At 39.1% G+C, this 12,293-nt stretch carries 12 protein-coding genes and 2 tRNA genes; 2 read left to right on the forward strand and 12 right to left on the reverse strand.

Features of this window, described 5'->3' with window-relative positions:
* The first annotated feature begins 145 nt into the window (after window positions 1–145).
* Both AC1DUW_RS04025 and AC1DUW_RS04030 read left to right on the forward strand, forming a co-directional pair.
* Window positions 146–219 (forward strand) — tRNA-Met (locus AC1DUW_RS04025).
* A gap of 18 nt (window positions 220–237) precedes the next feature.
* Window positions 238–309, forward strand: a tRNA-Glu gene (locus tag AC1DUW_RS04030).
* A gap of 201 nt (window positions 310–510) precedes the next feature.
* Here AC1DUW_RS04030 and AC1DUW_RS04035 read toward each other — a convergent pair.
* The 12 genes from AC1DUW_RS04035 to AC1DUW_RS04090 form a co-directional block, all read right to left on the reverse strand.
* Window positions 511–969, reverse strand: coding sequence for a S1 domain-containing RNA-binding protein (locus AC1DUW_RS04035; RefSeq protein ID WP_053348982.1), 459 nt, complete (start codon window positions 967–969; stop codon window positions 511–513).
* A gap of 79 nt (window positions 970–1,048) precedes the next feature.
* Entirely contained in the window at window positions 1,049–1,411 is a 363-nt protein-coding gene (locus AC1DUW_RS04040) for an FtsB family cell division protein (RefSeq protein ID WP_477642032.1), read from the reverse strand.
* 37 nt (window positions 1,412–1,448) lie between these two features.
* On the reverse strand, window positions 1,449–2,081 hold the full coding sequence (gene yabQ / locus AC1DUW_RS04045; RefSeq protein ID WP_477642033.1) for a spore cortex biosynthesis protein YabQ: 633 nt from the start codon (window positions 2,079–2,081) through the stop codon (window positions 1,449–1,451).
* Window positions 2,078–2,386, reverse strand: a complete 309-nt coding sequence (gene yabP / locus AC1DUW_RS04050) for a sporulation protein YabP (protein ID WP_053348985.1) — start codon at window positions 2,384–2,386, stop codon at window positions 2,078–2,080. Before yabP ends, yabQ begins: the two co-directional genes overlap by 4 nt.
* Before the next feature lie 76 nt (window positions 2,387–2,462).
* Window positions 2,463–2,726, reverse strand: a complete 264-nt coding sequence (locus AC1DUW_RS04055) for an RNA-binding S4 domain-containing protein (RefSeq protein WP_034316386.1) — start codon at window positions 2,724–2,726, stop codon at window positions 2,463–2,465.
* A 23-nt stretch (window positions 2,727–2,749) separates the two neighbouring features.
* Complete coding sequence (gene yabN, locus AC1DUW_RS04060) at window positions 2,750–4,222, reverse strand: bifunctional methyltransferase/pyrophosphohydrolase YabN (protein WP_053348986.1); 1,473 nt, start codon at window positions 4,220–4,222, stop codon at window positions 2,750–2,752.
* A gap of 4 nt (window positions 4,223–4,226) precedes the next feature.
* Complete coding sequence (locus tag AC1DUW_RS04065) at window positions 4,227–5,837, reverse strand: putative polysaccharide biosynthesis protein (protein WP_477642034.1); 1,611 nt, start codon at window positions 5,835–5,837, stop codon at window positions 4,227–4,229.
* 221 nt (window positions 5,838–6,058) lie between these two features.
* The gene (gene spoVT, locus AC1DUW_RS04070; RefSeq protein WP_053348988.1) at window positions 6,059–6,595 is read right to left on the reverse strand and encodes a stage V sporulation protein T; all 537 of its coding nucleotides are present in this window, start codon (window positions 6,593–6,595) and stop codon (window positions 6,059–6,061) included.
* Between the two features lie 190 nt (window positions 6,596–6,785).
* The gene (gene mfd, locus AC1DUW_RS04075; protein ID WP_477642035.1) at window positions 6,786–10,322 is read right to left on the reverse strand and encodes a transcription-repair coupling factor; all 3,537 of its coding nucleotides are present in this window, start codon (window positions 10,320–10,322) and stop codon (window positions 6,786–6,788) included.
* Between the two features lie 170 nt (window positions 10,323–10,492).
* Complete coding sequence (locus tag AC1DUW_RS04080; RefSeq protein WP_053348990.1) at window positions 10,493–10,723, reverse strand: anti-sigma-F factor Fin family protein; 231 nt, start codon at window positions 10,721–10,723, stop codon at window positions 10,493–10,495.
* 98 nt (window positions 10,724–10,821) lie between these two features.
* Window positions 10,822–11,382 (reverse strand): aminoacyl-tRNA hydrolase, encoded by a 561-nt coding sequence (gene pth, locus AC1DUW_RS04085; protein ID WP_053348991.1) that lies wholly within the window; start codon window positions 11,380–11,382, stop codon window positions 10,822–10,824.
* Between the two features lie 260 nt (window positions 11,383–11,642).
* Window positions 11,643–12,281 carry a 50S ribosomal protein L25/general stress protein Ctc gene (locus AC1DUW_RS04090; protein WP_053348992.1) on the reverse strand — a complete coding sequence of 213 codons (639 nt, stop codon included), beginning with the start codon at window positions 12,279–12,281 and terminating at the stop codon, window positions 11,643–11,645.
* Window positions 12,282–12,293 lie beyond the last annotated feature (12 nt).

Below are 12,293 nucleotides of genomic sequence, written 5' to 3' on the forward strand. Positions count from 1 at the left end.
AAGCAAAGTTTTTAGGTTATTTTTGTGGAAAATAACACGAATATATCTTTAAAAAATGGAAACCGACAATCTTTCTTTTTTTTGTTGACAATCTTCCCTCACGAATGTAAGATATAACTTGTGCTTCAGTAGCACTTACCATTATGGCGGCGTAGCTCAGCTGGCTAGAGCGTACGGTTCATACCCGTGAGGTCGGGGGTTCGATCCCCTCTGCCGCTATCTTTTAATATTAATTTTGGCCCKTTGGTCAAGCGGTTAAGACACCGCCCTTTCACGGCGGTAACACGGGTTCGAATCCCGTACGGGTCATCTCATATAAAAAAAGCGCCTCAGTACACTCAATCGAGAAAGTGTACATGAGGCGCTTTTTTTTATTGGTATTGAAGGCGAATCTAATAAGAGAAACACCTTTATATATATAAAAGAAGACAAGCCAGCAAGCTTGCCTTTATCTACACTATGAATAATTTCACAGGAAAAGTTGCTAATCTATTATTTTCAGCAGCAGTTTTATCCGCGTCTTCCTCCTCGACCTCCCCGTTTTGTTTCGGTGCTACGTTTAAGGGTTGTTAAGCGGTCTTCGCTATCTTTTAAGAATTTAGCCATTTTTTGCTCAAAGTTTTCCTTGGGTTGGAAACTACTACCTTTTGAGCGGAAGTCTTTGGAACGGTTGTCATTCCCTCTTCCTTGGCGCGGACGTGGTGTGTATGCAGGTTTTTGCTCGCCTTCAGGACGGTCTATTGCTTTTTTAATGGACAAGCCAATTTTGCCATCTTTCTCTACATTGATGACTTTCACTTCAACTGTATCGCCCACTTTTAAGTGATCATTAATATCTTTAACATAGTTATCTGCTACTTCACTGATATGGACAAGACCTGTTGAACCTTGAGGGAGCTCTACAAATGCACCAAAATTAGTTATGCCTGTTACTTTACCTTGTAACTTGCTGCCTACTTCGATTGACATAAAAAAAATGTTCCTCCTTAGAAATGTTAAAAATCTCTTCACACTATATTATAACGAAAGTAAAAAAACAGTGTCAATATTAGTCACTATCTTCCTTTGTTTTTGGAAGATTAAAAATGATTTCACCATTGTCCGATAAGAAATAATCTCGTCTTGCGATTTTAGCAATATAGTCATCATCATTGAGTTTTACAATTTCTTCTTTAAGAAGGGTTTCACCTTTTTCCAATTTAGCTAACTTTACTTCTAATTTTTCTTTCTGCTGTACTTTTTCATCTAGTGCAACATTTTGCGTAATGAGGGTGGAAACAGCCAAAATCAAAAAGATAGCGGCGAAAACTGAATACAGTGTTAATCTACGCATAAGACCACGCTTCTTTTTTTCAACAGTTTGTACTTTTTTCTCTTGTAGAGCGACGTAGGGATTTTCTATTTTTGCCACTTTCCTCTTCCGAAGGCTACTCATGTTTTATCACTCCTCATTTCTTTTTAGTTCTCAATCTAATTACCATGCTAACTATAGAATTCTTTATTTTCAATAAAATCCCTTTTCCTTTATTATAAAACTTCCCGACGTTTTTTGTAACAAAAACCGGCAATAAATTCCATATCCTTGTCAGTATCCATTTTAAAGGTTTCCAGAAAACATTTAAAATAAAGAGAATTATTTTCCCTATCCATTTTAAAAGGACTAAAACAAATCTGCCCATACCTATGATGATGGAAATTGCAGTAACTATTACCCATTTTATCGGAAGAAATATCAGCATTTGAACCGATTTAGTTAAAAATCTGACCACCTTTATTACCAGTAAAATCAAAAACTCTAAAAAACGTTGATAGACTCCTTTAAAAAGTGCTTGATATGCTGAAAAACCGCATAATAAGGCCAAAAACAAATATAGGCGAAACTCTCCTTCATTCACTAAAAACAAAACATAAAAAATAAGGAGACCCTGAATAATCCAGAAAAGAAAATCATGGAGGAAGACAATCCACCTCTTCCTTACTGAACGCTTCAGAAACCGGTTATACGTATCGAGGGCAGCTCCAAAACAACTGCCCATGCCTATCATCGCAAGCAACGTATAAAATTGGATCGTTAAGGTCATTTGAACAGCTTGCCAAAGAAGCCTTTAGCTTTCTCCCCGGATTGCTCATCTAAATATACAAGGTCAAAAATCTTCCCCTTGATTGAAACAATCCCTTTATCGACGTCTAAATTCTTCATTTGCAAGTTCTGACCACGTATAGATAAGAAGCCCATTGACGTTTCAAGCAAAAATTCTTCATTATCAAAGCTTTCCACTTGTTTTACTCCGGTAATATCCAATAAACGGCGGCCTTTCATCGTTACATCATGCTCTTGGATTGTTCCCTTTGTGTAACCAGCATTCGGATCAATATATTGGCTCATTTTTTCATCCCTCACAGTACCACTGATTTTGTACAAGTGTATGTCCGTAAGAGGGAAATTAGAACAAAGCCTGTCCTTACTCCTCTGCTAGCTTTTCTTCTTTTACGATTGTATACATATCGGCAGCAGCTTCTTTTTTCGTTGTTTCTTGAATTTTGTCAACGCGTACCGTGACTAGCTTTTGACCAAAACGTACGGTTAATTCATCACCATCTTTTACATTCGAGCTTGCTTTAGCCTGTTGGCCGTTAATTGTAATTCTCCCTTTATCCGCTACTTCTTTAGCAAGAGTGCGGCGCTTAATCAACCTTGATACTTTTAAGAATTTATCTAATCTCATCGACATACAATTCTCTCCTTTAATTAAAGTCCTTTAGCTTTTGCCTCATCCCAATATGAATCCAGTTCTTCTAATGTATAATCAGAAAACTTCTTGTCTTCCCTTTGAATACGCTCTTCGATATATGTAAAACGCTGGTGAAACTTCTGGTTTGCTTTATAGACAGCTTCTTCTGCTTGTATGTCATAATAGCGCGAAATGTTGACAATCGCAAAAAAGAGGTCTCCCAATTCGGATTTGATCCGGTTGATATCCGGATTCGGATTCAGTATCTCATCTTCAAGTTCCTGCACTTCTTCTTTAACCTTTTTCCACGCTTCGGAAACCTCATCCCAGTCAAATCCGACCTTCGCAGCCCTTTTTTGATACTCCTCAGCACGAAGTAAGTTTGGCAGCGATTTTTCTATACCATCTAGAATGGATTGTGGAACACTTTTCTCGCTTCCTTTTTCTTCTTCCTTGATTTTCTGCCAGTTCACTAAAACATCTTCTTCACCGGTCACTTCTATATCTCCGAACACATGAGGGTGGCGTCGAACCATTTTTGCTGTAATTCCTTCGATCACATCATCTATTGTGAACATGCCCTCATCCTCTCCGATTTGCGCATGAAGCATCACTTGAAGGAGTACGTCCCCTAGTTCACCAATCATGCCCTCATCGTCCTCGGCATCAATGGAATCAATAAGTTCGTATGCCTCTTCTATTAGATATTTCTTCAAGCTTTGATGAGTTTGTTTCTTATCCCAAGGACATCCGTCAGGTCCCCTCAGTTCCGCGATAATCTGTCGCAACTTAGAAAATTCACGATACTGTAATGCATCTTCTTTAACGGGTGGCACATAGACACTCGTTAAGTTACTTAACTCCATTTGGCGGTCCAGTTCATAAAGTGCACATTTTGTTACTTTTTCCTGGCTACTGCCTGCCGCTGTAACGATATATACCTCGTAGTCATCTGGAAGCTTTTCCATCAAAGTCAACTTCACATTGGACGCACTGAACGCGTCATACACCTGCCCGATTATCATATGCTGTCTAATATGCAGGTCATCTGGTGAAAGAGCAGTTCCATCTAGAAGCTGAAATCCTTCAATTGGGTCAATTTGAACGGCCTGAAATAACGGGTCAAGAAAACTTTGTCCTCCCTCTAGCTTAATAGCAATGCCTCTAGCTGGACCTTTCTCTAGCAAGAGTTGGACTGTTTTTTCTGCAACCATTGGATGCCCTGGAACCGCGTACAGAACAGAACGATTTACAGCTTCTTGTAATAATGCTTCTGAAATTTCTTCGTATACCTCTTCAAATTGATCGTGTTTTTCATATACCTTGTCAAAAGCAGTGAACTTAATTCCTTCAATTGTTAAATCTCGGATCACCGGATGATCTATCGTCCGGACGAAGCATTCTTTTGTCTTTGTTAATTTTTTATAAATCCCAAATGGAAGCTGGTCTAAATCGCCTGCCCCGAGTCCTATTATAGTAATCTCATTCATGATTTCATTTACTCCTATTCGTTATGATAAATCGTTTAAACTTTGACCCTACAGGTATAAAGGAAAGTTCTTCCTGACTAAATAAACCTGCCCGAATGACTGCCATAACAAAAACAACTGCACCAATTCCCACACCAATCAATGCCTGAATTGTAGCTAACAGTCGGCTTTCATCTGGCAACACCACTTGAAATACGGTGTTGAATAGCAGAACTGATGTGCCCATGTAGACCGTACTCTTTAAAATTATATACAGCTGCTTCTTTTCAATTAAAGGTTTTTTTATATGTACTTTCAATACTATATAAAACAATACAGTCATGATTATAAAGGCAAGTACTGTTGCTGAGGCTGCCCCTGCAATTTTATAACGGGGCACAAGAACAAGGTTCAACGCCCATTTGCTGCATACCCCTACAATCGTAATGATCACCGGGGCAATCGAATACCCTAAACTTTGAATAACTGCCGCTTTCGCCATAATGAGCGATGTAAATAATATCGATAAGGAGAAAATTGCTAAAGTAATTGTCCCCTTATCGTCAGTAAACAGCATATAATTGACCGGTTTCATTGTTACTACCAACCCGATAGCTGCCGCCATTCCGATAGTCGCACTTACACGCAGTGCTAATTTTATCTTATTAAGTAATTCCTGTTTATTTCTCCTCTGAACGAATCCAGCAATAACTGGTACAAGTGCCAAAGCAAAAGAGTTCGCCACGACTGTCCCTAGCTGAAGTAAGGGCTGTCCACGGTCATAAACCCCTTTCCATTCTTTTGCTTCTATTTCTCCCATCCCCGTTTCCCTTAAAAGAGAATACAGGTGCAGTGAATCAACGAACTGAAACAAGATTAGAATAAGGCCCGTGATGCAAAAAGCCAAACCTTGAAAGATCAAAGCTTTGGAAATCCTGATGAAAATTGCCGGTTTGATTTTCATTTGGGAAAAAAGCTTCCGTTCTTCTCTTAAGAAAACGAAAACAAAAAGCAGTACCAGTCCTGTTATGCCACCCGTAATCGAACCAAAGACTGCTCCCTTACCGACATCATAATCAGAGTAATCCCAATACACCAATAGAGTAGACAACACCAGTATTGTTAAAACCCGGATACATTGTTCAGCGACCTGCGAACTTGCTGTAGGGATCATGTCGTTTATTCCTTGGAAGTAGCCCCTTAAAACAGAAGAAAACGGCATTAATAAATAGGAAAAAGCAATGATTTTCAGCAGACCTGATAGTTGAGGATCTTTCATCATCCCGGCAATCCATTCTGCCCCTAGGAACAGTGCAATAAACATCATAATCCCTATCGAACATAAGACGACAAACGAGGTCAATAAAATATCTTTAACCGCAAAACTATTTTTAGAAGACTCCCGTTCTGCAATTAGTTTAGATATGACAACCGGGAAGCCTAGTGTAGAGAGCGTTAAAGCAACCCCATAAAACGGATATACCTGCTGATAGATATAAAACCCGATATCCCCAGCTATGTTTTGATAAGGAATGCGATAGGCCGCACTCAAAATCTTTACGATAATCGCGGCTGCACTTAGGATTAACGCACCCCTGAAAAGTTCTTTTGAAGTTTTGTAAGGCTTTGCAGCCATTTTTTTTCCCCTTTTCACTCATATGTGGTAGTAATTATAGCATAATTGAGTGGTTGTTTTTCATAGGTTAACCATACTGTTAATGATTTTCCAATTTCCACAAAGAGGCTTGAACCTCCCTGCTTTAAATGTTCCTCTATATTTTTTGTCTTTATTAAAAGACAAAAAGGACAGCGATTGCTGCCCTTTTTACATCCAAAAATATAATGGCATGTCCTAACCTATTGTTCCATTTGTCTAGCTAGGAAACTTGCTGCTGTTTCAACCGATTTCTGTTCCACTTCACCTAATGTTCCTTCTTTAGAGAAAATCAAGACGGCACCAATCGGGTCACCACTCGCAATGATTGGAGCTGCTGTATATGATTGAATCTCTTCATCATTCGAATCCACGAAGGAAATCTGTCCATTTGGAGATTCCAGTACGGGATTTCTTTCTTCCATAATTTTTTCTACTAGTTCACTAACACTTTTATTTAAGTATTCTTTTTTAGATCCACCTGCCACTGCAATGTAAGTATCCCGGTCACAGATCATAACTGGGTTTCCAAGGCTATCATAAAGTGCTTCTGCATATTCTCTTGCAAAATCGCCTAATTCACTAATAGGAGAGTATTTCTTTAAGATGACTTCTCCATCTCTGTCCACAAAAATCTCTAATGGATCACCTTCACGAATGCGGAGAGTCCTTCGAATTTCTTTCGGGATGACAACTCTTCCTAAATCATCAATTCGGCGAACGATACCAGTTGCTTTCATCTAATGTTGCCTCACTTTCCTCTAATTGATTTGATAAATCCTCTTTTCGTAGCAAAATCAACACCAGCTATTGTACTTAGTATTTTTCTAATGGTAAGTTCTATGCACTTTGAAAAAATTTTTCTTTTTGATACACTTTTTTACCAAAACATCTTAAAAACAGACAACTTCAAAAAGACAATCATTTTCTTTAATTTTTTGTTGCTTGAATTTCTTTTTTTACATGTTGTAAGCCTTTAGCCATCTCAAAAAGGATGTCTAACCACTTGCTTTGTTCTACACCTTTAATGTGTAAGACAAGCTTCATTCGATTGCCATCCATACCAAAGCCAACCATACGGCCGTACTTTGATCCTAGCTCAAATACCTTTTGTCCATCTACGCCGCTACTTACTTTTTCCCTGAGAAGAATGCTGATTTCCTGCTTCAATTGCTTAATGCTTTCAATTCCAGCTTTTTCAGCATACACCTTCATTTCAGCAATTAGAAATAAATAGGCGACTTCATCAGGGTATTCACCGAACCGATCGAGCATTTCATCTTGTAATTCTTCCACTTCTTCTAGAGAAGTAATGCCTCTGAATCTTTTATACATTTCGATTTTCTGATGTCCATCCGCTATATAGGCATCAGGGATATACGCATCTACTTCAACGTCAATTTCAAGTGAGGACTTTTCTTCAACTGGTTGATCATTACGTTTCGCCTCTACAGCTTCTTTCAGCATTTGAGAGTACAAATCAAAACCGACTGAATCGATGAAGCCATGTTGTTGAGCTCCTAGTATATTCCCAGCTCCCCTGATGGATAAATCACGCATCGCAATTTTGAACCCTGATCCCAATTCTGTAAATTCCTTAATGGATTGGAGACGTTTTTCTGCTACTTCCGTCAAAACTTTATCTTTTCTGTAAGTAAAGAATGCATATGCTACCCGATTGGATCGCCCCACACGACCACGCAGTTGATAAAGCTGGGAAAGTCCCATTCTATCTGCTTCATTCACAATAAGCGTATTGACATTTGGGATATCCACACCGGTCTCTATAATGGTTGTACTTACTAAAACATCGTATTCGCCTTCTAAAAATCCAAACATAACAGCTTCTAGTTCCTGCTCAGACATTTGCCCATGTGCATATGTGACGCGGGCATCTGGCACCAACATAGAAATTTCTTCTGCTTTTCTTGCTATATCTTCTACCCGATTATAAAGAAAATAAACCTGACCATCCCTTGCCAATTCTCGCTCAATCGCTTCTGTTACCAGCGAGCCATTATACTCCATTACATACGTTTGGATTGGGAAACGGTTCTCTGGAGGTGTTTCGATGACAGACAAATCCCGCACGCCAAGCATAGACATATGGAGAGTCCTTGGAATTGGCGTCGCTGTCAAAGTCAATACATCGACATTGGTTTTTAAGCGTTTGATTTTTTCCTTATGCGTTACGCCAAACCGCTGTTCTTCATCAATAATAAGCAAACCTAAGTCTCGATACACAATATCTTTGGATAAAATTCTGTGCGTACCCACAACGATATCCACCGTTCCAGCTTTTAATCCCTTTATCGTTTCCGTTTGCTGCTTTTTCGTCCGAAAACGACTCATAAGCCCAATCGAAATGGGATAGTCCTGAAAACGCTCTCTCAATGTTTCAAAATGCTGTTGGGCAAGAATAGTGGTTGGAACGAGAAAAGCAACCTGCTTGCCATCCATAATAGCTTTAAAAGCAGCGCGAATAGCTACCTCTGTCTTCCCATAACCGACATCACCACATAATAAACGATCCATTGGCCTTTCACGTTCCATATCTTTTTTAATCTCTACAATAGAACGCAGTTGATCTTCTGTTTCGTTATAAGCGAATGATGTTTCAAATTCCCTCTGCATATCCCCATCAGGTGAAAAGGCATAACCCTTTGCCGCTTCCCTTTCTGCATACAGCTTGATTAAATCATCCGCAATATTCTCAACAGATGATTGAACCTTGCTTTTAACACGTTTCCATTCCGTCCCGCCTAATTTGTAAAGCTTCGGCTCCTTGCCTTCGGAACCGACATATTTTTGGACAAGATCAATTTGGTCAACTGGTACATACAGCTTGTCATCCGCCTGATACCGGATATGTAGATAATCCTTATGAACTCCATTGATGGTTAGCGTTTCAATCCCCAAATATTTCCCGATACCATGGTTAACATGAACGACATGGTCACCGATTTTCAGTTCGGAATAACTCTTTATTCGTTCCGCATTCGATAGTTTCTGCCTGCGAATTGATTTTTTAGATTTCTTATTAAATAATTCCGTTTCCGTAATAATACTAAATTTTTGCATAGGTAATTCAAAGCCACTGTTAAGGCTGCCGCGTAAAATCTGTACTTTCCCCGGAAGAATACTGTTCGCATCAAAAAGCTCTGCTGCTTCAATATCATAATCCGCTAAAATCGAATGCAGCTTTTTCACCCGTTCATCATCCTGGCCTAGTATAACGACTGTATACTTTCCTTTTTTCCAACGTTCCAGTTCAGTTTTAAACACGTTCATCTGCCCGTGGAAATTTTGCATCTGTTTACTGGCAAAATTCAGGATATTCTGAGGATTTGTATGCGGTACATGCCGTAAAAATAATGAAAGATACACAAACGGCCTGTTTGATTTCATAATTAATTCATGCATGGGATGAGCCAATTTAATATCATGGATAATCTGCCCCTGACTTAAAAGGTCGGTATACCATCCTGCCTCTTCCTTTTCCAAAGAATCATTGATTTCCTGGATTCTACTGATTTCATCTAAGAAAACTAAGCCATTTACAGGTAAATAGTCTATTAAACTAGCGGGTTTCTCATAAGCTAAACTTAAGTATTTAAAGATTTGGTCGGGCTTATTCCCCATTTTCAGCTGTTCAAGTTCAGAGCTGATCGTTTGAACCAATTGTTCCTTTGTTTTTTCATCTTTAAGCTTTTTCAAACTTTTACTTAATCCGCTTTCGAGTTTCGATATAATTCTTTCAATGTGACTTTCTTCTAGCAAGGCCTCACTAACCGGACCGATTGTCACTTTTTGGAGCTTCTCAATTGATCGCTGATCTTCCGTAGAAAAGGTTCTAATGGAATCTATTTCCGTATCAAATAACTCAATTCGCATTGGATTAGGTTCCGTAATCGGATATATATCGATGATACCGCCCCGAATGCTGAATTCTCCTGGAGAGGCAACCATTTCCGCCCGGTTATAGCCCATTGCAATAAATTTATTAAGCGTTGGGTCAAGTTCAATTTCTTCCCCTAGTTTAAAAGTAAGCTGATGCCTCTTCCAAATATCCTTTGGAGGAAGCACACGGCGAACCCCAGGAATAGGCGCAATGACAATCCCTTTCTTGCCCTCCGTCCAAAAATTCAATGCCTCTACACGTTGGGCTCTTAATTCAGGACTGGCCACACTCAAATCAGCAGCAATTAACTCATTGGCGGGATAAATATATAGTTCATCCTCTGGGATAAAACTGGATAAATCCTCATGGAATTTTTGTGCTTGTAATAAATTATGGGTTACTAATAAAATCGGCCTGTTCGTCTTTTCATATACGGCCGCCAGCAGAAGTGATCTCGAAGAACCTGTTAGACCAGATACTATTTGTTCCTTAAGTCCCTCATCAATGCCGGCTATTAACGAATGAACATCATCTTGTTTGGAGAATAAGTTTTGCAATCCATTCACAATCTGTCCCTCCTCTCTTAACGTGCGAAAACTGTTTCAAGTCCTTGTATTTTTAACCTGGCATATTCAGCCAAGGTCTCTCTTTATTAACTGGCTCATTCTCTATCTTCATATCTTTAAAACAAAACAAACGGAAAAATGCTTTGGATTTTGTCCAAAGCCCTCTCCCGCTAATGAATAATATAATCGCTTTCATATAATTCAGGGTTTCTTTGCAGCGATTCATGACAATCTTCACATATCGCCCTCACATGCATATCTCCCTCAGAATCATAAACGATCATCTCTTGACGCTCTTCATCAGTAAGTTTATTAAAACCTAACTGCTCCGTACTCAGTGCGTGTGCCTCGATAGAACCCAGCTTAGTTCCACAATGTCGGCAACGATAATGGAGAGCCATTTGGTAACCCCCTATTTTGTAATAGTGTTAGTATGTACAAAAGTAAGGGGGATTTATTCAGCGAAAGATTTTATTCTTTACTTATATCTACTCTTAGCTTATTGGTTATATTCGTTCATGACCTGTATAAATGGTTTTTCCAACCATGCTTCACAAGAAGCGGCGCTTTTTTCAATCGTAGCCCCGACATGATTCCATTCTTCTTGGGAGAAACGCCCCAATACATAGTCAGGTACCGGAACATGGCCGATCGGGCGACCGATACCTATTCTAATTCGGTTAAAATCTTGTGTACCCAAATGAGAAATTGTAGATTTTATTCCATTATGACCGCCTGCACTTCCTTTTTGACGAAGACGGATTCTTCCTGGCGGTAAATCGAGGTCATCATATATAATAACCACATCCGCTATTTCCACCTTAAAGAAATGCATAACAGCCGAAATCGATTCACCTGATAAATTCATGTAGGTTAGCGGCTTAAGTAATAAAATCTTTTCTCCCCGTACCATTCCTACACCATAGATTCCCTTATGCTTGGCTTGGTCGAGTGAGATCGACCACTTTTTAGATAACTCATCTATTACTTCAAAACCGACGTTATGCCGTGTTTTTTCATATTGTTTACCTGGGTTCCCTAACCCTACAATAATTTTCATGATTCACACTCCGTCATTACCGATATTTAGGGAGTTACGTGTGGACGAAAATTCTAAGATCAGAATGACCTTAGAAAAATAGTACCTCAATTTCAAGCTTACCTGCAAGCGACCGGAGAACTAATTAGAAATAAACTCTATTTAAAGAAATCAATCCCTAATAGTTACCAGATGTAAATGGACGCATCCAGAAGTAGAAAAGACGTAACTCATTAAGAGCTACGCCTATTATACCATGACTTACTTGTTTAATCCCGGCATCATGACTCTGGTGAAGCCTTAGTCTCCCTGCCTTCTTCATTTAGAGGAATACCGCCATCTTGCTGTTCACCTGTACTAATTTCCTCTTCCTGACGAGGCGCCAATACGGAGGCAACGACTTCTTCACCATCGTTGTTAATTGTAACTTGCTGATTTGTTTGAATGTCAGATATGTAGATTGTATCGCCGACCTGAAGCTCAGTAACATCAACATTAATGGATTCAGGAATATCATTAGGCTTAGCCGTAACCGTTACTTCATGAAGAGACTGCTGTAGAACACCACCGTCTTTCACCCCTTTACAGACACCGGTAAGGTTGATGCGTACTTGTGCCTGTAATTGAGCAGACATATCTACAATTAAAAAGTCAGCATGATAAATGAAATTCTTTATCGGATCCTTTTGATAATCAGAGAGCATAACTTTAAATTCAGTTCCATTCAAGTCAAGAGAAATAATACCATTTCGTCCTATTTCTTTCATTGTTTTTTGAAGTTCAATATTATTGACTGAGATGGCCGTATTGCCGTTTTGATTACCATATACAATAGCCGGGATTTCTCCGCTTTCTCTCAAGTTCCTTAAATTAGAGTGTTTTAAATCCGTACGTTCTTTTGCAGCTAATAAATTACTCATACATCCTCCGCC

This window comes from Peribacillus sp. P4_C12, from assembly GCF_056402095.1.